The following is a 23,225-nucleotide window of genomic DNA, read 5'->3' on the forward strand; positions in this document are numbered from 1 at the left end:
TTTATTCCCTAGCTACAGTGAGGTTGATATCAACTAAATTGACCATCAACGAGCGGTATATAAGGCGTTAGATTTCAGAGCAGGGGAAGTGCCAAAGTGATTTGAAATGGATGAAACACAATGAGAAAAAGTAAGGTTGGATTGGCTCTGGGAGCTGGGGCTGCTAAAGGATGGGCACATATTGGTGTCATTAATGCACTGAAAAAGATGGGCGTAGAGATTGATGTGGTCGCCGGGTGCTCAGTTGGCTCATTGGTTGGTGCAGCTTACGCCAGTGATCACTTGGAGGTGATGGAACGCTGGGTGCGTTCATTTAAATACTGGGATGTTATCCGAATGATGGATTTTTCGTGGCGACGTGGTGGGCTACTGCGCGGGGAACGCGTATTTAATGTGGTAAATGAAATTATTGAAGTACAAGATATCGCCGAATGCGCATTACCTTTTGGGTGCGTGGTGACAAATTTAACAACCGGCCGGGAGCTATGGTTTACAGAGGGGGATATCAAGCAGGCTATCAGAGCATCGTGCAGTATGCCTGGGTTATTCTCACCTGTTTTGTTCGAGGGATATTGGCTTGTTGATGGTGCAGTTGTTAATCCGGTTCCTATCTCTTTGGCCAGGGCTATGGGGGCAGATATCGTTATTGCGGTTGATTTGCAGCATGATGCCCATCTCATTGCGCAAGATATATTTTCCCCACAAACACCTATTGAAAGCAAGTTTGCGGAGATACCAGATAATTGGCACCGGCGCTTGAAAGCACGGATAACGGACTTAACATCCAACCCGATAAAGAATGCACCCAGCGCGATGGAAATCATGTCTACGTCGATACAAGTATTGGAAAACCGATTGAAACGCAATCGTATGGCCGGTGATCCTCCGGATGTCCTGATTCAGCCGTATTGTCCGCAAATATCAATGTTGGATTTTCATCGTGCGGATGAAAGCATTGCAGCCGGGCAGTTGGCCGTGGAGAAATGTGCGGAACAATTATACCCCCTGATAAAGCACAGATAGCACAGATCGGTGTTTGTAACAGAGGCATGACAATTTCTGACAAGCACAAACAATCATTTTGAGCCACTATTATCATTAAGGTCAGTAAGAGAAGCAGTACATGGAAAAACCACTAGCAGGTAAAAATATTTTAGTCGTTGAGGACGAAACAGTTTTTCGCTCAGTCATTGCAGAATTCTTAAGTTCACTCGGCGCGACAGTTCACCAGGCGGAAAATGGACTTGAGGCTTTAGAACAATTAAAAACTCAGGTTCCTGATCTGATACTGTGTGATCTCGCTATGCCTGTGATGGGAGGGATAGAGTTTGTTGAGCGTTTACTCATTCAAGGGGTAAAAATTCCCATTCTAGTGATATCAGCAACCGATAAAATGACAGATATTGCCAAAGTTCTGCGCCTAGGTGTAAAGGACGTTTTGTTGAAGCCAATTGTCGACTTAAAGCGCTTGCGAGAAACCGTACTGACTTGCCTTTATCCCGCGTTGTTTACCTCCCATGCAATTGAAGAAACGGAACTTATTCAAGATTGGGACGCGCTGCGCCAGAATCCTTATTATGCTGCTCAGTTATTAAAACAGCTCCAACCTCCAGCACAACAAACAATTGCTCACTGCCGCATAAACTACCGGCAATTGACCATGGTTGAGAAACCAGGGTTAGTCTTGGATATAGCAGCATTGTCAGATAAAGATTTAGCCTTCTACTGTCTGGATGTTACACGTGCGGGAGATAACGGTGTTTTAGCCGCCTTACTGTTAAGGGTATTGTTCAATGGGATTCTACAAGAGCATTTAGCACATCAACAGCATCGGCTGCCACAGATGTCATCTTTACTCGAACAAGTTAATCAACTCTTAAGACGTACCCATTTAGATGGGCAATTTCCTTTGCTTATGGGGTATTACCATGCGGAATATCAGAATTTGATACTGATTTCCGCTGGTTTACATGCCAATGTTCATGCAGGTAAACATCAGATTCAACTCAGTAATGGTGTGCCTTTAGGAACATTAAAAACAGCCCATTTAAATCAAATCAGCCAGCGTTGCGCTGCATGGCAGTGCCAAGTTTGGGGGGGGGAAGTCGTTTACGGTTGATGCTGTCTGCGGAGGAGCCCGCCGTACTCTGAATCTAAAACACAATAATGAGTTTAATAAATCAATATATTGACACATTTTTTTACGACTACATCTATCCTAATATAAATGGTTCTATAACGAACCTGTGAAATAAGCCCAATGTGTTTCAATCAATGTGTATAACCGAGATGTGATAATTATCGGTTGATATACTTTCTTCCATACTTATCTCTGAAAATTTTTAACCTGCGTTATTTACAGGCAATAAGATGCGTCGCTTCAGGCTAAATTAAGGTTGGTTCCTGATAATGGTCTATAGCACGTCTCTTATTGAATTTTTAACTTGAGGATAGATCGAATGAAGGTTACGGTTTTTGGCATTGGCTATGTCGGGTTAGTTCAGGCTGCGGTATTGGCTGAAGTTGGTCATGATGTCATGTGTATAGATATAGATGAAAAAAAAGTTGCTGACCTTCAAAAAGGTCGTATCGCTATTTTCGAGCCCGGATTAGCGCCGTTGGTAAAAGAAAATTATGAGAGTGGAAGGCTACAATTCTCCACAGATGCAGAAGCCGGCGTAGCACATGGCACGATTCAATTTATAGCCGTTGGCACCCCTCCAGATGAGGATGGGGCCGCTGATCTGAAATATGTACTTGAAGTTGCCAGTACCATTGCTAAATATATGGATTCCCCCAAAGTTATTATCGATAAATCTACTGTCCCTGTCGGCACTGCAGATAAAGTGCAACAAAGGATACAAACTGTTCTACAGCAACGTGGGCAGAAAATAGCATTCAATGTGGTTTCAAACCCTGAGTTTCTGAAGGAAGGGGCGGCGGTCGCTGACTGTAAACGGCCTGAACGTATTGTTATCGGTATTGATACTGATGATAACGGTGTTATCGATTTAATTAGCGAGTTATACGAGCCATTTAATCGAAATCATGACCGGATGTTAATAATGGATATTCGCAGTGCTGAACTGACGAAATATGCGGCAAATGGTATGCTGGCAACCAAAATCAGCTTTATGAATGAGATAGCTAATATCGCTGAACGTCTTGGTGCAGATATCGAAAAGGTGAGGCAGGGTATTGGTTCCGATTCACGCATTGGCTATCATTTTATTTATTCTGGCTGTGGTTATGGTGGCTCTTGTTTCCCCAAAGATATTCAGGCGTTAATTCGTACAGCTGAAAGTTGTGGCTACCAGCCTCAGCTGTTACAAGCTGTTGAGCAAATCAATAATGAGCAGAAATTTAAATTGGTCGAATTTATTCTGCATCACTTTAACTCACAACTGGCGGGAAAAACATTGGCTCTTTGGGGGTTAGCATTTAAACCCAATACGGATGATATGCGTGAAGCTCCGAGTCGGATTTTAATGGAGTCATTGTGGAAAGCCGGTGTGACTATTCAAGCTTATGATCCCGAGGCAATGGATGAAGCCCAGCGGATTTATGGTGCAAGGGATGACTTAAAATTAATGGGTACGAAAGAGTCAGCATTACAAGGCGCTGATGCTTTGATTATTTGTACTGAATGGCAGAATTTTAGGGCGCCTGATTTTGAGATGATCAAGTCCCGCCTTAAACACCCCGTTATTTTTGATGGGCGTAATTTGTACGATCCCGAGCGTCTAAATAGACAAGGTTTTACTTATTATGGGATTGGCCGTGGCGCTTCGATTAATCGTGCACAATAAGTGGTAAAGATGGTTTTATGTGTTGGGTGCAAAATTGAATGAGTTCTTTTTTGTAGCCAACACGAATCTTCATCGGATTCAATCACAGTAGTTTATCGCTAAATTTATCTTATATCACAAAAGGATAATGTCGATTTGGCTGTTATAGCGATTATTATAGTGTCATAAATTAGCAGAGTATTCTTATCGACTTTCAATGAGAGTGATAACATAACGTTATTTATTGAGAATGATATGTTTAGATTGGCTGTTGCTTATCGATTGGATGTAAACAGCTGGATAGGATAATTCATCGCGAGGAGTGCGAGTTTTGACGCTTAAAGAGAACGCAAAAAATACCCCCCATATAATAGGAGGGTATTTTTATCACAATAGTAAATTAACTATTACGATTACAGCAGGAAATCATCGAGTGATTTGCCTTCATCTTCAATGGCTTTCTTAATCACTGCAGGAGTACGGCCTTGGCCTGTCCAAGTTTTAACATCGCCATTTTCGTCTGTATACTGATATTTAGCAGGGCGCGCAGCACGTTTTGATTTACCCGTCGCGGCTTTAGCAGCTGCGATAGTATTCAACAGTTCATTCGGATCAATACCATCTGCAATAAGCATTTCACGGTATTGCTGCAATTTACGTGTGCGTTCTTCAATTTCTGCTTGTGCCTGGGAGTCTTCTTCGCGGCGTTCGTTAACGACCACTTCGAGTTTCTCAAGCATCTCTTCTAAAGTTTCAAGAGTGCATTCACGCGCTTGTGCACGCAGAGTACGGATGTTGTTAAGAATCTTTAACGCTTCGCTCATTGTCCTGGTCTCAAATTATAATTGGTGGGGGGCGTCTGGATAATAATAGAGTGCTATTTTAATTTCTGCAATAGCCAATTTGATTAGCATACTCGAATTCACGTATTTATTAGCGAAAACTTGCTGCTTACACTAATAAACGATGGGACTTGTTATTATCTGAGCTGTTTTTAACGTAAATTTTCGTTTCACTCACTAATGATTCTGCTTGTGAACATGATTTTCTCACTAAGTTATAATTTTGCTTTATATCAATAAAGCAAAAATACGTTACCGCTCATGTTGGGATGCACAATAACTGATCACCCTGGAGCCACCGAGATATTGATATAGCTGCAACGAAATATGGAGTAAGAAAAAACATGCAGTCCAAGCTTTGTCAGGTTACGGCAATATTTGTTATCACTATTTACGAATTAATCATGAGAACACATTATCCGTATCATTAATGAACCAATCGTGCGGCCTCCATATGAAACTGAAGCGCTATTGCTTGTACCTCGCCTAAACCTGGTTAATGTTCGAGCAGAATACTTTTACTGTCTCAATATTGTGAAATGGGTCATGTAATCTACCTAACAATACACAGGTAGATTACATAAAAATTCGGCCAACTCCATTAGTTATCGCATTACTTAATAGAGAAAACAGTAATATAGAGGAACTCGTCTGCTCCACGAAACCCCTGAATTTATGATAAACTCGTTACACGTTGTTAATGTGACCATTTATTATACTATTTGGAGCTACGGGCTCATGGCTCAACTTTATTTTTATTACTCAGCAATGAATGCAGGCAAATCCACTGCGTTATTGCAGTCTTCTTATAACTACCAAGAACGTGGTATGCGCACTCTGGTGTTTACAGCCGAGATTGATAACCGCTTTGGAGTTGGAACCGTCAGTTCACGCATTGGCTTGTCTTCACAGGCTCTGCTTTACAATAGTGGGACATCATTATTATCTATTATCAATACTGAACATCAGGAAAATCCGGTTCATTGTATTTTACTCGATGAGTGCCAGTTTTTGACTAAAGAGCAGGTCCAAGAATTGTGCCAAGTGGTGGATGAATTGCATATTCCTGTTCTATGCTATGGTTTGCGCACTGACTTTCTCGGTGAGTTATTCCCCGGCAGTAAATACTTGTTGTCGTGGGCCGATAAATTGGTCGAGCTAAAGACAATTTGTCATTGTGGGCGCAAGGCTAATATGGTGTTACGTTTGGATGCACAGGGGCGGGCAGTTCACGATGGCGAACAAGTTGTCATTGGCGGGAATGAAAGCTACGTTTCTGTTTGTCGCCGCCATTATAAAGAAGCCATCAAAGCAGCTTCCCTCCCTTAATCTCTTTAAATGCCTATCATCAGCGGGATAACACCTCACTGGCTCCTTTATTAAAGGCCGTGGGGTAGTTGCCTTTTATGGAATTAACACTATATAGAAGCATACAGCTCCATTCATTGCGTTTATACGTGTTACCCGTACCCTCTGATTCCTTATTTCTGATCCAGCCATAAATGACCACAGTATTTTATTTAATATCATCGGCCTGATGATATTGCGCTATTCATTTTTTATAGGCTAATCAACCCACGTTATCCCTATGCAGAGCGCTGTTAGTGAGCTGTGGCGAGTTTATTTGATTGAGTGGGTAAATGAGGTAAGGGCGGTTATAAATCGCCATTACGGAGGATTTTAGAGGCAATGAATAAAGTGAGGTGCGAGTGGACAATGTCTAAATTCAGGGGATGAATACAAAAAGAAACCCCCAACAGATGTCGGGGGTTATATCTTTCAGTGACTCACCTCACCCGCAAGTGAAGTTGCACAGTAAGTTAGGGATTACTTCTTAGCTTTTTTCTCAGCTTTAGGTGCTGGGGCTGCGACAGCAACTTCTTCGCGATCTAACTCTTCGCTGAACTCACGGCCGTAGTATGTATCCATCAGAATCTGTTTCAGCTCAGAGATCAGTGGGTAGCGCGGGTTAGCACCGGTACACTGGTCATCAAATGCATCTTCAGACAATTTGTCTACTTTAGCCAGGAAGTCTGCTTCTTGCACACCAGCTTCACGGATTGATGCTGGGATACCCAAATCAGCTTTGATCTCATCTAACCAAGTCAACAGTTTCTGGATTTTCTGTGCAGTACGGTCGCCCGGAGCACTCAGACCCAGATGGTCTGCAATTTCAGCATAACGACGACGCGCTTGTGGGCGGTCATACTGGCTGAAAGCAGTCTGTTTGGTTGGGTTGTCATTCGCGTTATAGCGGATAACGTTAGAGATCAACATGGCGTTTGCCAAACCGTGTGGAATGTGGAACTCAGAACCCAGTTTATGGGCCATTGAGTGACAGACACCCAAGAAGGCGTTCGCAAAAGCGATACCGGCAATGGTCGCGGCATTGTGAACACGTTCACGTGCAACCGGATTTTTTGCCCCTTCATGGTAGCTGGCTGGCAGGAACTCTTTCAGCAGTTTCAGCGCTTGCAGAGCCTGGCCATCAGAGTATTCGTTCGCCAAGACAGAAACATAAGCTTCCAGAGCATGGGTCACAGCATCCAAACCACCGAATGCACACAGAGACTTAGGCATATTCATAACCAGGTTGGCATCAACGATTGCCATATCTGGAGTCAATGCATAGTCAGCCAATGGATATTTCTGGCCAGTTGCATCGTCGGTCACTACCGCGAATGGTGTGACTTCTGAGCCGGTACCTGATGTGGTAGTTACGGCGATCATCTTCGCTTTCACGCCCATTTTCGGGAACTTGTAAATACGTTTACGGATATCCATAAAGCGTAATGCCAGTTCTTCGAAGTGGGTTTCTGGGTGTTCGTACATAACCCACATGATTTTCGCAGCATCCATCGGTGAACCACCACCCAGCGCGATAATCACGTCTGGTTTGAAGGAGTTCATCTGCTCTGCACCTTTGCGCACAACACTCAGGGTAGGGTCTGCTTCTACTTCGAAGAAGACTTCAGTTTCGATACCATGAGATTTCAATACGCTGGTGATTTGATCAGCATAACCGTTGTTGAACAGGTAGCGGTCAGTCACGATGAAGGCACGTTTTGCACCGTCAGTTGCCACTTCTTCCAACGCGATAGGCAGTGAGCCACGACGGAAGTAAATAGATTTCGGGAGTTTATGCCACAACATGTTTTCTGCTCGCTTAGCCACAGTTTTCTTGTTGATCAAGTGTTTCGGACCGACGTTTTCAGAGATGGAGTTACCACCCCAAGAACCGCAACCCAGCGTCAGAGATGGCGCTACTTTGAAGTTATACAGGTCACCGATACCACCATGAGAGGCAGGGGTATTGATTAAGATTCGGGCGGTTTTCATTTTATCGCCGAAATACTTAACGCGCGCAGGCTGGTTATCTTGGTCTGTATACAGGCAAGATGTATGGCCGATGCCGCCCATTTCCACCAGTTTTTCTGCTTTTTCAACAGCGTCTTCAAAGCTCTTCGCACGGTACATCGCCAACGTTGGCGACAGTTTTTCGTGAGCGAATGGCTCTGATTCATCAACAACTTTAACTTCGCCGATCAGAATTTTAGTATTAGCAGGAACTTTGATGCCGGCCATTTCAGCAATTTTAGTTGCTGGCTGACCCACGATAGCCGCGTTCAGACCACCATTTTTCAGGATAATATCCTGAACAGCTTTCAGTTCTTTGCCTTGTAACAGGTAGCCGCCGTGGGAAGCAAAACGCTCACGAACAGCATCATAAACTGAGTCAACAACAATGATAGATTGCTCAGACGCACAGATTACGCCGTTATCAAAGGTTTTAGACATCAGAATAGAGGCGACAACACGTTTGATATCTGCTGTTTCATCAACAACAACTGGTGTGTTACCTGCACCAACACCGATAGCTGGCTTACCAGAACTGTAAGCTGCTTTAACCATGCCCGGGCCACCGGTCGCCAAAATCAGGTTAATGTCTGGGTGATGCATCAGTTGGTTAGACAACTCAACTGTAGGGGCATCAATCCAACCAATAATATCTGCTGGCGCACCTGCTGCGATAGCGGCTTGAAGCACGATATCTGCGGCTTTATTGGTTGCGTCTTTAGCACGTGGATGTGGAGAAAACACGATACCGTTACGGGTTTTCAAGCTAATCAAAGCCTTGAAGATAGCGGTAGAGGTCGGGTTAGTCGTTGGCACGATACCGCAAATCAAACCGATAGGTTCAGCGATAGTGATAGTACCAAAGGTTTTATCTTCTTCCAGAATGCCACAAGTCTTTTCATCTTTGTATGCATTGTAAATGTATTCAGAAGCAAAGTGGTTTTTGATCACTTTGTCTTCCACAATACCCATGCCAGATTCTTCTACAGCCAGTTTGGCCAGAGGAATACGGGCATCTGCTGCAGCCAGAGCTGCGGCGCGGAAGATTTTATCAACCTGCTCTTGAGTAAAGTTGGCATACTCGCGCTGGGCTTTCTTGACGCGTGCTACTAACTCGTTAAGTTCAGCGACATTCGTTACAGCCATAATGCTCTCCTGATAATGTTAAACTCTTTTAGTAAATGAGCTGTTGAAGCAATCAGTATAGACAGGCTAAGCCATGCTGTACTCACGAATAGAGATAGTTTTTATATCTTACTTTCTCATTCTTTACCGCTGATTTACTGAAAGAGCTTTAAGTTTGCTAAGAATAAAGTGGGAGAAAAACACTATTTCAACCCTGATATTCTATTTCTTACTAAAGGTTCTCTCTACTACGGCTTTGAGCTTAACCATTCTTATGACTATTTTTCGTGATTTAAATCACAAAATTCGCAAGCTGACACCATTCAGCAATTATTAGTTGAGAGTAATTATCATTAACGTAAATAAAGTGATAATTCATGACGTTAAATCATCATTAGCACCACAGAATGTTAACAATAATTATTATTTTAGACAGCGATAATTTATCCTGTCTAAATGCGGGTTTATTCCATGGATTCCTGTGACTAATTCTATTACATTAGCGCGCACATCTACTTGAGGTTGCCCTAAGGGTGATTTTCAGTGAAAAGAACTGTTGTTAGGGAGCTGGGCAGTGAGGATCCGTTGCAGAGTGCGGTGATATCATTATTTGCTCGTCAATTTCCCCAGGTTTAGCCGTAAGATGTGTTATCTCGGGGCATTAGGTATAATGACCTGATATCTATGATGTATTTATGAGCAATTGCGCGGAGTGATGTGTGAGTCAATCCCTGTTGGACCTTTCAGGTTACATCAAGTTTTTTGTTGGCTTATTTGCGCTGGTTAACCCGGTAGGTATCTTGCCGGTATTTATCAGTATGACCAGTTATCAGGCAGCGGCAGGGCGGGATAAAACCAACCTGACAGCTAACCTGTCGGTAGCGATTATTTTATGGATATCTCTGTTTCTTGGGGATGCGATCCTGAAAATATTTGGTATTTCTATTGATTCATTCCGTATTGCTGGTGGGATCTTGGTGGTTAGTATTGCCATGTCGATGATCAGCGGTAAATTGGGTGAAGATAAACAGAATAAGCAGGAAAAAACAGAAACTGCAGTGCGTGAAAGTATTGGCGTCGTCCCATTGGCATTACCTTTGATGGCCGGGCCGGGGGCAATTAGTTCAACTATCGTATGGAGTTCTCGCTACCACAGTTGGCAGAACCTGCTGGGGTTAACTGTTGCGATTGCACTGTTTGCCTTTTGTTGTTGGTTATTATTCCGTGCTGCGCCGCTATTGGTTCGGTTGCTCGGTCAAACCGGTATTAACGTTATTACACGTATTATGGGTTTACTGCTGATGGCATTGGGTATCGAATTTATTGTTACCGGCATTAAGGCTATTTTCCCAGGATTGCTTTAATCCCTCATAAGACATCTCATCATCATTAAGAGGCTACAGGTTTATTACCTGTAGCCTTTTTCTTGCTATTAGCATGATATTTAAGTCCCCAGGCCTTATTTTGGTGCAAACAATGCAGGAACTTTAATCTATTGCACTTAAATGCTGCACTAATAGTTATTCTGAACAAATAATTTGGATTAAGGCTTATTTATTCATCTTTAATAAAGAGTTTGATAACCTTCCGATTAAATTAAATACGCTATTTGTTGTTAAAATGCTCACATCATTCTGTAGGGCTTGTGCTGAATTTATCTAGATGTTATTAGTGATTACATCGCAGTGAGTAGGTGTTTATTCTGGCAATAGTTAAAATGTTAACTTTATGTTTCTTATTGCTGTTTTTAAACATAATTTTTGATGTGAAGTTAAAAATGTTATTACATATAACCAATAGATTCATAAAGTTATGTGTTTATTAGAATGATGACATCCTAAGTTACTGTTGCTAGTGACCCAGTAAAAAAGAGAATTGCTTAACATTTCTGTAAAAATTATTGGCGTCAGATTTCGGGTTCTGTTAGCTTTCGGGCAACTCCCTAACGAGAGTTTTCTTGTTTTTCCAATGAAACTGAACCGTAATTTTTATTTTTGGAATAGTTATTGCTAGTGATTGTTGGCGGAAAATTGACGCATAACCTTGAGAAAAACATCACAAATCTCGTAAAAGGGCGGTTAGAAATGCAAATAAAGTTTAAGCAGCGACCACTGGCAATAATTGGCACTATCCTGGGTTTGTCATTCTCAGCGGGATCAATGGCTGCAGCCGTTCCTCCGGGCGTAGAATTAGCGTTAGATCAGAGGATTACTATTAATAATGGCTCTGAGGTTGCTTCTTTGGACCCGCATAAGGTTGAGGGAAATCCTGAAACCAATATTATTCTAAATCTATTAGAAGGGCTGGTAAGTAATGATGCTAACGGCCATATCATTCCGGCTGTCGCAAGCCATTGGGATAATGATGGTTATAAAGTTTGGACTTTCCATCTGCGCGATAACGCAGTATGGAGTGATGACACTCCGGTCACTGCGCAGGACTTTGTTTATAGTTGGCAACGCTTAGCTAATCCTAAAATAGGTTCACCTTATGCCAGTTATTTACAATATGCCCAAATTGATAATGTTGATGCGGTGCTAAAAGGTGTCAAAAAGCCAGATGAATTAGGGGTGAAAGCATTAGATGCCAAGACGTTGCAGGTCACGTTGACTGAACCCGTCCCTTATTTTATTAATATGTTGTCACACACCTCACTGAAACCGGTTAAGCGTGATGTCGTTGAGAAATATGGCGATAAATGGACACTTCCACAGAATTTTGTCGGCAATGGCGCTTATAAATTAAAAGATTGGGTGGTTAACGAGCGCATTGTGCTCGAACGCAGCCCGACTTATTGGAATAATAAAGAAACCATCATTAATCAGGCGACTTTCTTGCCGATTACTTCTGAAGTCAGTGATATCAATCGCTATCGTAGCGGTGAAATCGATATTACCAACAGTGCCATTCCGCCAAATTTGTTTGCCAAAATGAAAAAAGACCTGCCAGCGCAGGTTCATGTTAGCCCATACCTTTGCACATTTTATTACGAAATTAATAATCAAAAAGCGCCTTTCACGGATGCAAGGGTTCGAACCGCCATAAAATTAACATTAGACCGGGACATTATTGCCACCAAAATTATGGGGCAAGGGCAGATCTCTGCATATGGCTTTACCCCAACATTTACCGAGGGCGGTAATTTCACTGTACCTGAATGGGCCAGTTGGACTCAGGAAAAACGTAATGTAGAGGCGAGAAAACTCCTCGCTGAAGCCGGTTTCAATGCTGAGAATCCATTGAAATTTAATTTGCTCTACAACACCTCAGATCAAAATAAACAGCAGGCGATTGCTGCCGCCTCAATGTGGCAAAAAAATCTCGGGGCCACGGTCACTTTGCAGAATCAAGAGTGGAAAACCTCGTTAGAAAGTCGTCATCAGGGCCAGTTTGATGTTGCCAGAGCAACCTGGTGCGGTGATTACAATGAGCCGACGGCATTCCTTAATATGTTGTTATCGGACAGCAGCAATAATACGTTTTTCTATAAGAATCCTGAGTTTGATGTGCTATTAGCCAAAACGTTAGCGGCACCTGATGCTAAAGCGCGCGCTGCGTTATATCAACAGGCCGAAAACTTATTGGATAAAGACTCTGCCATGGTGCCAGTATATTATCGCGTCAGTGTCCGCCTAATTCGGCCTACCGTGGGCGGGTTTACGGGTAAGGACCCACAAGATTTAATAGATTTAAAAAATCTCTATATTCGTAAGTTAGAGTAGTGAAAAGCGGTTAGCCGTAAGAAGTCGAGTCATAAAGCATCTAGGAAAACAAATAGGATATTAGGGATGTATAACACAGTACGAATTTTCGGCTGATGTTAATACATATAGGGTATTACATGGCCGGATTCGTTCCCCGCGCGATGTAATTTAAAAATACCTTTTAAAGGTGATGCTCGCCTGATTATTGGGCGATGCAATAATAAAAACTGGAGTGGATATAAGCATGACCAACATCACGAAGAAAAGTCTCCTGGCCGCAGGCATTGTGGCTGCCTTAGGTATGATGGCTGTAGGCAATAGTTTTGCAGCGAATGTGCCTGCAGGCGTACAACTAGCTGAAAAGCAAGTCTTAGTGCGGAATAATGGTTCCGAGCCTCAGTCATTAGACCCACATAAAATTGAGGGTGTCCCTGAATCCAATATCTCACGCGACCTGTTAGAGGGGCTGGTTATTAACGATCCTAACGGCAAAATTCTACCCGGTGTGGCAGAAAGTTGGGACAATAAAGATTTTAAAGTGTGGACTTTCCATCTGCGTAAAGATGCTAAATGGTCAAATGGTGACCCTGTAACGGCACAGGACTTCGTTTATAGCTGGCAACGCCTGGCGGATCCTAAAACAGTTTCTCCGTATGCAAGCTATGTGCAATATGCCCACATTGCCAATATCGACGATATTATCACCGGCAAACAAGCACCCGATACCTTAGGCGTGAAAGCTCTGGATGACCATACTCTGGAAGTTACGTTGAGTGAGCCAGTGCCTTATTTGGATAAATTATTAGCGCATCCTTCTATGTCTCCGGTGAACAAAACCGCGATAGAGAAGTTTGGTGAGAAGTGGACTCAGCCGCAGAACTTTGTTGGTAATGGCGCCTATAAGTTGAAAGATTGGGTCGTTAACGAACGTATCGTGTTAGAACGCAGCCCAACTTATTGGGATAATGCCAAGACCGTCATTAATCAGGTGACTTACCTGCCAATCTCTTCCGAAGTGACTGATGTTAACCGCTATCGCAGTGGTGAAATCGACATGACCTATAACAACATGCCGATTGAATTATTCCAGAAGCTGAAAAAAGAGATCCCACAAGAAGTTCATGTTGACCCGTATCTGTGCACCTATTACTACGAAATTAATAACCAAAAAGCACCATTCACCGATGCTCGTGTTCGTGAAGCCCTGAAACTGGGTATGGATCGCGATATCATCGTGAACAAAGTGAAAAACCAAGGTGATTTACCGGCTTATGGTTTCACCCCTCCATATACCAGTGGTGCTGAGTTGACACCACCAGAGTGGTTCAGTTGGACACAAGAAAAACGGAATGAAGTGGCTAAAAAATTACTGGCGGAAGCTGGTTACACTAAAGATAAACCGCTGACATTCAACCTGTTATACAACACATCAGATTTACATAAGAAGCTGGCTATTGCCGCCGCCTCTATCTGGAAGAAAAACCTGGGCGTTGATGTTAAGTTAGAAAACCAAGAGTGGAAAACCTTCCTGGATAGCCGTCATCAAGGTGCTTTCGATGTAGCACGTGCCGGCTGGTGCGCTGATTATAACGAACCTTCTTCCTTCCTGAATATGATGTTATCTGACAGCAGCAACAACACCGTGCATTATAAAAGCCCGGCGTTTGACAAGCTGATAAAAGATACGCTGAAAGTTAAAACCGAGCAGGAGCGCGCGGGCTTGTACCAACAAGCTGAAGTCTTGCTGGATAAAGACTCTGCTATCGTACCGTTGTTCTATTACGTGAATGCTCGTTTAGTGAAACCTTATGTCGGTGGTTATACCGGTAAAGACCCACTGGATAACATGCACGTTAAAGATCTTTATATTATCAAGCACTAATATCTTAAGGGCAGCCGTTTAACTGGCGTGCTGCCCTTATTGCTTGATAATTCAAAAAGGCTAAAGGTACAGGCAATGTTAAAATTTATTCTACGCCGCTGTCTGGAAGCAATTCCGACACTTTTCATTTTGATCACCATCTCATTCTTTATGATGCGTCTTGCCCCGGGCAGTCCATTTACCGGCGAACGCAATCTTCCACCCGAAGTGATGGCGAATATTGAGGCGAAATATCATCTCAATGACCCAGTTTATAAACAGTATTTCAATTATTTGGGGCAACTGGCACAGGGTGATCTTGGGCCTTCATTCAAATATAAAGATTACACCGTCAATGAGCTGGTTGCAGCCTCGTTTCCTGTTTCCGCTAAACTTGGGCTGGCTGCATTTTTACTCGCTGTAGTATTAGGTGTTAGTGCCGGTGTTATTGCTGCGCTGAATCAAAATACCAAGTGGGACTATATGGTCATGGGGTTTGCTATGACCGGGGTGGTTATCCCGAGCTTTGTGGTGGCACCTTTATTAGTGCTGGTGTTCGCCATTATATTAAAATGGCTGCCGGGTGGTGGTTGGAATGGCGGGGCACCACAATTTATTATTTTGCCAATGGTGGCGCTATCCTTAGCTTATATCGCCAGTATTGCGCGTATTACTCGCGGTTCAATGATTGAGGTTCTGCATTCCAATTTTATTCGCACTGCGCGGGCCAAAGGTCTGCCACTGCGAACGATTGTATTACGGCACGCATTAAAACCGGCATTGCTACCGGTTCTCTCCTATATGGGGCCCGCATTTGTTGGCATTATCACCGGCTCAATGGTGATTGAGACCATTTTTGGTTTGCCGGGTATTGGTCAGTTGTTCGTCAACGGAGCGTTAAACCGCGATTACTCTCTGGTCCTAAGTTTGACCATTTTGGTAGGCGCATTAACTATTTTATTCAATGCGATTGTCGACGTGCTGTATGCCGTTATCGATCCGAAAATCCGTTATTAGCACTGGAGCACGCCAATTATGTTGAGCAAGAAAAATAGCGAAGCTCTGGAAGTTTTCAGTGAAAAACTGGAAGTTGAAGGGCGTAGCCTTTGGCAGGATGCCCGCCGCCGCTTTATTCATAACCGCGCGGCGATCACCAGTTTGGTGATCCTAATGTTGATTACCTTATTTGTTATTCTGGCCCCGATGCTAGCTCAGTTTTCCTATGCAGATACTGACTGGGGCATGATGTCAGCGGCACCCGATATTGAATCCGGACACTACTTTGGCACTGATTCATCTGGCCGTGATTTATTGGTGCGCGTCGCTATTGGTGGGCGAATCTCATTGATGGTGGGTGTTGCTGCGGCCTTGGTGGCGGTGGTGGTTGGCACATTATATGGGTCATTATCAGGCTATCTCGGTGGAAAAATTGACTCACTGATGATGCGTTTGCTGGAAATTCTTAACTCATTTCCTTTCATGTTTTTCGTCATTCTGTTGGTGACTTTCTTTGGCCAGAATATTCTGTTGATATTTGTGGCGATCGGGATGGTTTCCTGGCTGGATATGGCGCGTATCGTGCGCGGGCAAACATTAAGTCTGAAACGCAAAGAGTTCATCGAAGCGGCGCTGGTAGGCGGGGTTTCCACTCGCAATATTGTGTTGCGTCATATTGTGCCAAACGTATTGGGTGTGGTGGTGGTATACGCCTCTTTACTGGTTCCCAGTATGATTTTGTTTGAATCATTCCTGAGTTTCTTAGGGTTAGGGACGCAAGAGCCATTGAGCAGTTGGGGTGCATTACTCAGTGATGGTGCCAATTCAATGGAAGTTTCTCCCTGGTTATTGATGTTTCCTGCCGGTTTTCTGGTAGTGACGCTGTTTTGTTTCAACTTTATCGGCGATGGCTTGCGTGATGCCCTCGACCCGAAAGATCGCTGAGGAGTAGCACGATGACGACTATTGATAATCAGTCTGCTGTTCAGCAATCGGGGCTGTCGGAGCAAAAAGTTCTGTTGGATGTCAAGGACTTGACCGTCACATTTGGTACGCCAGACGGCGATGTTACTGCCGTTAATGCCCTTAATTTTGATCTGCGCGCCGGTGAAACTCTGGGTATTGTCGGTGAGTCAGGTTCAGGTAAATCTCAAACGGCATTTGCTTTGATGGGGTTGCTGGCCAGTAATGGCCGGATAGGCGGTTCGGCGAAGTTTCATGGACGTGAAATTCTGAATTTGCCCGAGAAACAATTGAACCGTTTACGGGCCGAAGAAATCTCGATGATTTTCCAAGACCCAATGACCTCTCTTAACCCTTATATGCGCGTGGGTGAGCAGCTAATGGAAGTGCTGCAATTGCATAAAAAGATGAGTAAGAGTGAGGCGTTTGAAGAATCAATCCGCATGCTTGACGCGGTAAAAATGCCAGAAGCGCGTAAGCGCATGCGGATGTATCCTCATGAATTTTCTGGGGGTATGCGCCAGCGAGTGATGATCGCCATGGCGTTGCTGTGTCGCCCTAAACTGTTGATTGCCGATGAGCCGACAACCGCATTGGATGTCACAGTTCAGGCTCAAATCATGACTTTGCTGAATGAACTTAAGAGTGAGTTTAATACCGCAATCATCATGATTACCCATGATCTGGGGGTGGTTGCCGGTATTTGTAATAAAGTTCTGGTGATGTATGCGGGCCGAACCATGGAATATGGCCAGGCCCGTGATGTGTTTTATCACCCCAGCCACCCTTATTCTATTGGCTTATTAAATGCGGTCCCTCGTCTTGATGCTGAAGGCGAATCTCTCATGACCATTCCGGGTAATCCGCCCAATTTACTGCGCTTGCCGAAAGGGTGCCCGTTCCAGCCTCGTTGCCAATATGCCATGGAACGCTGCGGAACGGCTCCGACATTAGAGCACTTTGGTGATGGCCGTTTACGCGCCTGCTATAAGCCAGTAGGGGAATTGGTATGAATGCCATGACAGAGCAAAAAGTCTTGTTGGAAGTGGCCGACCTGAAAGTTCACTTTGATATTCAGGATGGCAAGCAGTGGTTTTGGCAGCCGTCAAAAACGCTTAAGGCAGTTGATGGCGTCACCTTGCGCCTGTATGAAGGTGAAACCTTAGGCGTTGTGGGGGAATCCGGTTGTGGTAAATCCACTTTCGCGCGTGCCATTATTGGTTTGGTGAAGGCCACTGGCGGCAGTGTCAGCTGGCTAGGTAAAGATTTACTCAACATGAGTGATGCCGAGTGGCGGGCAACACGCAGTGATATTCAGATGATATTCCAAGATCCTCTGGCGTCACTTAATCCACGCATGACTATTGGCGAAATCATTGCCGAGCCATTACGGACTTATCATCCCAAAATGCCACGTCAGGAAATCAAAGATAAAGTTAAGGCCATGATGTTAAAGGTGGGTTTGCTGCCTAACTTAATCAACCGCTATCCTCATGAATTCTCGGGGGGCCAGTGCCAGCGTATCGGGATTGCGCGTGCATTGATCCTTGAACCCAAGTTGGTCATTTGTGATGAACCAGTGTCGGCGCTGGATGTGTCAATCCAGGCGCAAGTTGTGAATCTGTTGCAGCAATTACAACGCGAGATGGGGCTGTCACTGATTTTCATCGCGCATGATCTGGCGGTGGTAAAACATATTTCTGACCGAGTATTGGTGATGTATCTGGGCCATGCGGTGGAGTTGGGGACTTATGATGAGGTTTACCATAACCCTCAGCACCCTTACACCAAAGCATTGATGTCGGCGGTGCCTATCCCCGATCCGGATAAAGAAAGGGCGAAAGTGATTCAGTTGCTCGAAGGGGAATTACCGTCACCGATTAATCCTCCATCAGGTTGTGTATTCCGGACTCGCTGTCCCATCGCTGGGCCAGAATGTGCAAAAACCCGCCCACTATTAGAAGGGAGTTTCCGCCATGCGGTCTCTTGCCTGAAAGTGGATCCGCTATGATGTCATTATCCTGATATTGATAACCTAATAGCAAAAATCCCCGCAAATGAATAAGCGGGGATTTTTTTAGTTTGATAAAAAACCGCGACTGAAGCAGTGGGGGAGGCTGGTTACTCTTTCCACAATATATGGCAAAGTTTATGATCTTTCTCACGGCACAGAAGAACACGAGCAAATACATCGTTTATCTCTTCACCATCACTGTCAGCCAGGCCAATCACCACTTCGGCGAAAAAGTCCGGGTTTAAATCAAAATCGACATGTTCTTGCCAATCTTCAGCCGGATCAAATAACTCAGCACCGCCGCGCTCTTCAAACTGAAGATTAAACAATAAAATATCTGCTGGATCGAGGTTGTCACCGGCCAGTTCCAGAAAGATGTCATAAGCCTGCTCCAGTGTTTCATCTTCAGTCAGGCGGTTATTAAGGTCCATCACATTTTGATCCATTTGCAGATTCCCATTTATTATTTACAGACTACAGGTATTAAAACATCCTCTATGCTGCTTTTACAATTAATATGCTATTGAAAGCGAATAACTCAGAGAATCTACAATTGGATGATTGTCAGTTTCCGATTGATTACAGGAATGGGCTGAAAAAGTAGAATAATCTTTCAGTTACGCGATGCCACAGCGGGCGCTTATTCCACTGTTCGCCGTCTAATAATACTGAGCGAGCAATATAATCATCTTGGACTTGGGCTAAATCTGCACCAAAACCGTCGTCGTCAATGACCAGGGTGATTTCAAAATTCAGCCATAAGCTGCGCATATCCAGGTTCACGGTTCCGACTAAACTTAACTGGCCATCGACCAAGACACTCTTGCTGTGCAGTAAGCCGCCCTCAAATTGATAAATTTTAACTCCGGCTTCAAGTAATTCTGAGAAGAAAGCGCGGCTGGCCCAGCGAACCATCATTGAGTCATTGTCGCGTGGGACGATAATACTGACATCGACACCTCGCTGTGCCGCAGTACAGATGGCATGCAGCAAATCATCACTTGGCACCAGATAAGGTGTGGTCATGACCAACTGTTTACGTGCGGCATACACGGCGGTCAATAATGCCTGATGAATCATTTCTTCAGGGAAGCCCGGACCAGAGGCAATAACTTGAATAGTATGCCCGCTCTCTTCCTCGAACGGCATAATATGGTTATCGGGCGGTGGCGGCAGAATACGTTTGCCGGTTTCAATCTCCCAGTCGCAGGCATAGACGATACCAATGGTTGTCGCCACTGGGCCTTCCATGCGCGCCATCATATCAATCCATTGTCCCACACCGGCATCTTGCTTGAAGAAACGTGGGTCAACCATATTCATGCTGCCAGTGTAAGCAACATAGTTATCAATCAATATGACTTTACGGTGTTGGCGTAAATCCATTCGGCGTAAGAATACCCGAAAAACATTCACTTTGAGGGCTTCGACCACCTCAATGCCTGCATTGCGCATCATGGCCGGATAGGGGGTGCGGAAGAATTGCTGGCTACCGGCTGAATCCAGCATCAGTCGGCAATGGACACCGCGCCGCGCCGCAGCCATTAAAGACTCAGCCACTTGATCAACCAAACCGCCCGGCTGCCAGATATAAAAAACCATTTCTATATTATGGCGAGCTAATTCAATATCGCGCACTAATGCTTTTAAGGTGTCATCAGTGGTGGTTAATAACTGTAATTGATTACCTTTAACGCCGCTGATGCCTTGGCGACGTTCACATAATTGGAATAATGGGGTCGCCACTTCGCTATTAGAACTGGCAAAGATATGTTGGCAATCTTTCAGTTCACTCAGCCAGCGCGCGGTGGACGGCCACATGGCTTTAGCTCGCTCAGCGCGCCGTTTACCCAGATGAAGCTCACCAAATGAGAGGTACGCGATGATGCCCACCAAAGGCAGAATATAGATAACAAGTAGCCATGCCATGGCCGAAGGAACAGCTCTGCGTTTCATGAGAATACGCAATGTAACCCCGGCAATAAGCAACCAATAGCCAAAAACTGAGAGCCAACTGATTACGGTGTAAAATGTTGTCATAAGGGCGGAAATCCTGTTCACAAACGGTCACTAAAGAGTGTACGCACAGTACGGCAAAGGCGAAACCTTTAATCGGATATATTAATGGATAAAGTCTTTTAAGCTAAGGGACTTGCAAGGACGAATATACAGATATAGTCGGCGATTTTTGTTTTTACCACAGTAAAGATTAGATGATTTAGCGCTAAACATGCGTTTTTTCCTCGGAGTGACTTGGCTCAAGAGATGAAAAGTTTATAATGGCCCAGTTCTCAGCTTGGAAAGAGTAGCTTCATGAGACGGAGTAAAAATGAGGTCGGCCGTTGGCGTATGTTGCGGCAACATCAGCGCAGAAGAAATCGCTGGCTTGAAGGCCAATCACGGCGTTATCGCCATATCTATAGTGTTCGGCAGCTCCACGAGCATCAACATCGTAGAGCACTATTGTTCACTGTGGCTTATGAATGGTGATGCGCTGTAGCGATAATAAAAACAGTCTCTTTATGAGGCTGTTTTTGTTTTGCCATAGTGTGCGAGCCCACTAAATATTTATTTCTCGCCGAAGGGTGTTTCATACAATACATTTGATCACTCGGATACTCCCCATGATTTTGCTAAAATAGGGTGTCGATTGGATATTTTTGAGTGATACTTTCATCGTTGAATTTCACTTTCTTGCGCAGAAAAATGGCCCCTATCCTAAATTATCAAAATACGATAATTCTGATGTTCATATTAATAATAAAAGGCGCAGAATACTCTTTTCCCAGTTTATTTCACATCAGAATGCGTTCGCGCTACCCTATATATTCGGTCGCTTCGTTCTAATTTTTCAGTTTCAGGGGTGTTACTGTCGAGTTGTTCGAGGCGACCATTCCCTATTGAAATAAATGATTATGAAATAATAAATATGATAATCATCATGCCTTCCTTATGTTTTCTTATTTATCAATGAGTTATTTTATATTTCATTTTGTTGTGCTTATTTCAATCATCGTTTTTATTGATCAATAATAAAAAATTGATCAATTTTATCAATTGATCAATACTGTTGTTCTCATCAAATAAAAGGATTTTACTGTGGATAGCAGACTAAACATTGCAGTTGATTGCACTTTTATCTGTGAGCCGGTTTACAAGCGTGACGGTAAGTTACTTGCAGTAGAGTTATTGAGTCGCTTCACTACAACCTCTTTTAAATCGCCCATTTATACTGAGCGCTTCTTACATCAACTTAATGCTCAGATGAAGGAAAAATTATTGCGCACTCAATTATGTGAAGTGAAAAAGCAACAACAGTGGTTTACTAAACATCAAATAATACTCTCAATAAATATAGATTTTGATATGGCAAATGCGGTGTTGAATGATGAAGAGGTCATATTGTTGTTGAGCTCAATGCCTTTTATCCGATTGGAAATAATGGAATGTTTTCCTAATCTCAGTGATGGCGCTGAGAATGCATTATTGAGTAAGCTGGCTAAACGATATTCTCTCTGGTTGGACGATTTTGGTAGCGGAGATGCCCACATTGCAGCAGCAGCCAGCGGCTTCTTTGAATGTGTAAAAATTGATAAGCACTTTTATTGGCAATGGGGTGGGAGTGCCACTTTTGATAACTTGGTCGGGAGTTTGCGCGACCATTGCCAGCATGTGATTATCGAGGGAGTCGAAACTCACCAGCAGTTTAGCCAACTCGCCGATAGGGGTGTTGATGCTATGCAAGGTTACTTATTCAGTTCTTGCCCATTAGGTGCGGTGAGCCATTTTCCTCTGCAATATGATCATTTTAATGTTAGAGAACGCCTTTAGCGGGATATAGCGTGGGGGGATAAAACTCAAAATTTATCGATAGGACATCAACTTAGGTGAACTTTTGCTGTGAATATCACAGTTATATCATACAGTTCAGCGGATGATGTAATCCCTATTACAGCAAAGGCTACAGTTAATGTCTCAATATAAATTAGCGAAAACAGTATTCTTCGGGGATTTGAAAACCAGCACGGCGCTGTATAAATATGAGATTTATTGTGAAGAGTCTGAGCTGATATATCACGCTGCTATTTATTCTGAACAAGTCATTTCTGCTGGCAAACATACTTATTCTGTCTGGGCAAGAAAAGACCATATGATCCTAAAATCACCGGCGCATATGTTGGATAAGGCGGTGGAAGCCTGTGAAGATCATTGGTTGAAACACTACAAAGTTTAGTCAGCCAGGTGATGATACAGTCAAGCTAATACGCCTGAAGTCAGGCGTATGATCTTTATCTGAGTCATCATTAGGGTTAATCAAATAACTCTGACAGAAAACTTTTCTTTTTATAGTGCTTGGGTTTTGAATATCCGTGGTGGTCGCGATCACTATTTCTCGGTTCAGCATAAGAGGCCGCAACAGGCGCACTCTCAGTTGATTTTTCAATGATTTTATCAAGCTCCCCACGATCAAGCCAAACACCACGGCAGTTCGGGCAATAATCAATCTCAATGCTTTTACGTTCAGACATAACCAGTTGGGTATCTTTGCATACTGGACACTGCATAGTCTTCATC

Annotated in this window: 18 protein-coding genes and 1 pseudogene; 14 read left to right on the forward strand and 5 right to left on the reverse strand. The window is 43.7% G+C overall.

The genetic code is table 11. From position 1 onward, the window contains the following. Window positions 1–120: 120 nt before the first annotated feature. The 3 genes and pseudogenes from rssA (at window position 121) to DX162_RS15875 (ending at window position 3,809) form a co-directional block, all read left to right on the forward strand. Window positions 121–1,023 carry a patatin-like phospholipase RssA gene (gene rssA / locus DX162_RS15865; protein ID WP_004390907.1) on the forward strand — a complete coding sequence of 301 codons (903 nt, stop codon included), beginning with the start codon at window positions 121–123 and terminating at the stop codon, window positions 1,021–1,023. Between the two features lie 100 nt (window positions 1,024–1,123). Next, window positions 1,124–2,151, forward strand: a pseudogene (gene rssB, locus DX162_RS15870) (two-component system response regulator RssB). Window positions 2,152–2,459: 308 nt separating this feature from the next. Continuing rightward, window positions 2,460–3,809 (forward strand): UDP-glucose dehydrogenase family protein, encoded by a 1,350-nt coding sequence (locus DX162_RS15875; RefSeq protein WP_004390905.1) that lies wholly within the window; start codon window positions 2,460–2,462, stop codon window positions 3,807–3,809. Between the two features lie 392 nt (window positions 3,810–4,201). Here the strand turns inward: DX162_RS15875 and hns are convergent, their stop codons facing one another. Further along, window positions 4,202–4,612 (reverse strand): histone-like nucleoid-structuring protein H-NS, encoded by a 411-nt coding sequence (gene hns, locus DX162_RS15880; RefSeq protein WP_004390904.1) that lies wholly within the window; start codon window positions 4,610–4,612, stop codon window positions 4,202–4,204. Window positions 4,613–5,368: 756 nt separating this feature from the next. On the opposite strand from hns, the gene DX162_RS15885 reads away from it, so the two are divergent. Beyond that, window positions 5,369–5,959, forward strand: a complete 591-nt coding sequence (locus DX162_RS15885; RefSeq protein ID WP_004390903.1) for a thymidine kinase — start codon at window positions 5,369–5,371, stop codon at window positions 5,957–5,959. Window positions 5,960–6,457: 498 nt separating this feature from the next. Here the strand turns inward: DX162_RS15885 and adhE are convergent, their stop codons facing one another. Next, entirely contained in the window at window positions 6,458–9,133 is a 2,676-nt protein-coding gene (gene adhE / locus DX162_RS15890; protein ID WP_049561904.1) for a bifunctional acetaldehyde-CoA/alcohol dehydrogenase, read from the reverse strand. Window positions 9,134–9,831: 698 nt separating this feature from the next. Between adhE and DX162_RS15895 the strand changes: the two genes are divergently transcribed. The 7 genes from DX162_RS15895 to oppF all read left to right on the forward strand — a co-directional run bounded on the left by DX162_RS15895 (window position 9,832) and on the right by oppF (window position 18,647). Next, the gene (locus tag DX162_RS15895) at window positions 9,832–10,476 is read left to right on the forward strand and encodes a YchE family NAAT transporter (protein WP_004708395.1); all 645 of its coding nucleotides are present in this window, start codon (window positions 9,832–9,834) and stop codon (window positions 10,474–10,476) included. A 720-nt stretch (window positions 10,477–11,196) separates the two neighbouring features. After that, window positions 11,197–12,834 (forward strand): ABC transporter substrate-binding protein, encoded by a 1,638-nt coding sequence (locus tag DX162_RS15900; protein ID WP_147280401.1) that lies wholly within the window; start codon window positions 11,197–11,199, stop codon window positions 12,832–12,834. A 226-nt stretch (window positions 12,835–13,060) separates the two neighbouring features. Beyond that, window positions 13,061–14,698 carry an oligopeptide ABC transporter substrate-binding protein OppA gene (oppA, locus tag DX162_RS15905; RefSeq protein ID WP_004390898.1) on the forward strand — a complete coding sequence of 546 codons (1,638 nt, stop codon included), beginning with the start codon at window positions 13,061–13,063 and terminating at the stop codon, window positions 14,696–14,698. Between the two features lie 75 nt (window positions 14,699–14,773). Beyond that, window positions 14,774–15,694, forward strand: a complete 921-nt coding sequence (gene oppB / locus DX162_RS15910) for an oligopeptide ABC transporter permease OppB (RefSeq protein ID WP_032819954.1) — start codon at window positions 14,774–14,776, stop codon at window positions 15,692–15,694. Window positions 15,695–15,709: 15 nt separating this feature from the next. Further along, window positions 15,710–16,618: an oligopeptide ABC transporter permease OppC gene (oppC, locus tag DX162_RS15915; protein WP_032819953.1), complete on the forward strand. Its 909-nt coding sequence runs from the start codon at window positions 15,710–15,712 to the stop codon at window positions 16,616–16,618. An 11-nt stretch (window positions 16,619–16,629) separates the two neighbouring features. Beyond that, complete coding sequence (oppD, locus tag DX162_RS15920; protein ID WP_004390895.1) at window positions 16,630–17,649, forward strand: ABC transporter ATP-binding protein; 1,020 nt, start codon at window positions 16,630–16,632, stop codon at window positions 17,647–17,649. Beyond that, window positions 17,646–18,647, forward strand: a complete 1,002-nt coding sequence (gene oppF, locus DX162_RS15925) for a murein tripeptide/oligopeptide ABC transporter ATP binding protein OppF (RefSeq protein ID WP_032819952.1) — start codon at window positions 17,646–17,648, stop codon at window positions 18,645–18,647. The genes oppD and oppF overlap by 4 nt, the downstream gene beginning before the upstream one ends. Window positions 18,648–18,757: 110 nt before the next feature. On the opposite strand, the gene DX162_RS15930 is transcribed toward oppF, so the two are convergent. Together DX162_RS15930 and cls are read right to left on the reverse strand one after the other, a co-directional pair. Beyond that, the gene (locus tag DX162_RS15930) at window positions 18,758–19,081 is read right to left on the reverse strand and encodes an HI1450 family dsDNA-mimic protein (RefSeq protein WP_032819973.1); all 324 of its coding nucleotides are present in this window, start codon (window positions 19,079–19,081) and stop codon (window positions 18,758–18,760) included. A gap of 148 nt (window positions 19,082–19,229) precedes the next feature. Then, window positions 19,230–20,690 carry a cardiolipin synthase gene (cls, locus tag DX162_RS15935; protein WP_004390892.1) on the reverse strand — a complete coding sequence of 487 codons (1,461 nt, stop codon included), beginning with the start codon at window positions 20,688–20,690 and terminating at the stop codon, window positions 19,230–19,232. Window positions 20,691–20,963: 273 nt separating this feature from the next. Here cls and DX162_RS15940 point away from each other — a divergent pair, with 273 nt between their 5' ends. The 3 genes from DX162_RS15940 to DX162_RS15950 all read left to right on the forward strand — a co-directional run bounded on the left by DX162_RS15940 (window position 20,964) and on the right by DX162_RS15950 (window position 22,884). Beyond that, window positions 20,964–21,140 (forward strand): YciY family protein, encoded by a 177-nt coding sequence (locus DX162_RS15940; RefSeq protein ID WP_071777623.1) that lies wholly within the window; start codon window positions 20,964–20,966, stop codon window positions 21,138–21,140. Between the two features lie 609 nt (window positions 21,141–21,749). Then, window positions 21,750–22,481 carry an EAL domain-containing protein gene (locus DX162_RS15945; RefSeq protein ID WP_004390890.1) on the forward strand — a complete coding sequence of 244 codons (732 nt, stop codon included), beginning with the start codon at window positions 21,750–21,752 and terminating at the stop codon, window positions 22,479–22,481. A gap of 139 nt (window positions 22,482–22,620) precedes the next feature. Beyond that, window positions 22,621–22,884 carry a hypothetical protein gene (locus DX162_RS15950; RefSeq protein ID WP_004390889.1) on the forward strand — a complete coding sequence of 88 codons (264 nt, stop codon included), beginning with the start codon at window positions 22,621–22,623 and terminating at the stop codon, window positions 22,882–22,884. A gap of 76 nt (window positions 22,885–22,960) precedes the next feature. On the opposite strand, the gene DX162_RS15955 is transcribed toward DX162_RS15950, so the two are convergent. Further along, window positions 22,961–23,215 (reverse strand): TFIIB-type zinc ribbon-containing protein, encoded by a 255-nt coding sequence (locus DX162_RS15955; protein ID WP_032819951.1) that lies wholly within the window; start codon window positions 23,213–23,215, stop codon window positions 22,961–22,963. Between the last annotated feature and the right edge of the window lie 10 nt (window positions 23,216–23,225).

This window comes from Yersinia kristensenii (assembly GCF_900460525.1).
Lineage (GTDB): Bacteria > Pseudomonadota > Gammaproteobacteria > Enterobacterales > Enterobacteriaceae > Yersinia > Yersinia kristensenii.

Excerpts from the sequence above, each read along its gene's own strand:
- oppA (WP_004390898.1), top strand. The coding sequence starts at position 13,061 with ATGACCAACATCACGAAGAAAAGTCTCCTGGCCGCAGGCATTGTGGCT.
- DX162_RS15875 (WP_004390905.1), top strand. The coding sequence starts at position 2,460 with ATGAAGGTTACGGTTTTTGGCATTGGCTATGTCGGGTTAGTTCAGGCT.
- DX162_RS15885 (WP_004390903.1), top strand. The coding sequence starts at position 5,369 with ATGGCTCAACTTTATTTTTATTACTCAGCAATGAATGCAGGCAAATCC.
- DX162_RS15930 (WP_032819973.1), bottom strand. The coding sequence starts at position 19,081 with ATGGACCTTAATAACCGCCTGACTGAAGATGAAACACTGGAGCAGGCT.
- rssA (WP_004390907.1), top strand. The coding sequence starts at position 121 with ATGAGAAAAAGTAAGGTTGGATTGGCTCTGGGAGCTGGGGCTGCTAAA.
- oppB (WP_032819954.1), top strand. The coding sequence starts at position 14,774 with ATGTTAAAATTTATTCTACGCCGCTGTCTGGAAGCAATTCCGACACTT.
- hns (WP_004390904.1), bottom strand. The coding sequence starts at position 4,612 with ATGAGCGAAGCGTTAAAGATTCTTAACAACATCCGTACTCTGCGTGCA.
- DX162_RS15955 (WP_032819951.1), bottom strand. The coding sequence starts at position 23,215 with ATGCAGTGTCCAGTATGCAAAGATACCCAACTGGTTATGTCTGAACGT.
- oppF (WP_032819952.1), top strand. The coding sequence starts at position 17,646 with ATGAATGCCATGACAGAGCAAAAAGTCTTGTTGGAAGTGGCCGACCTG.
- DX162_RS15940 (WP_071777623.1), top strand. The coding sequence starts at position 20,964 with ATGAGACGGAGTAAAAATGAGGTCGGCCGTTGGCGTATGTTGCGGCAA.
- DX162_RS15900 (WP_147280401.1), top strand. The coding sequence starts at position 11,197 with ATGCAAATAAAGTTTAAGCAGCGACCACTGGCAATAATTGGCACTATC.
- cls (WP_004390892.1), bottom strand. The coding sequence starts at position 20,690 with ATGACAACATTTTACACCGTAATCAGTTGGCTCTCAGTTTTTGGCTAT.
- DX162_RS15950 (WP_004390889.1), top strand. The coding sequence starts at position 22,621 with ATGTCTCAATATAAATTAGCGAAAACAGTATTCTTCGGGGATTTGAAA.
- adhE (WP_049561904.1), bottom strand. The coding sequence starts at position 9,133 with ATGGCTGTAACGAATGTCGCTGAACTTAACGAGTTAGTAGCACGCGTC.
- oppD (WP_004390895.1), top strand. The coding sequence starts at position 16,630 with ATGACGACTATTGATAATCAGTCTGCTGTTCAGCAATCGGGGCTGTCG.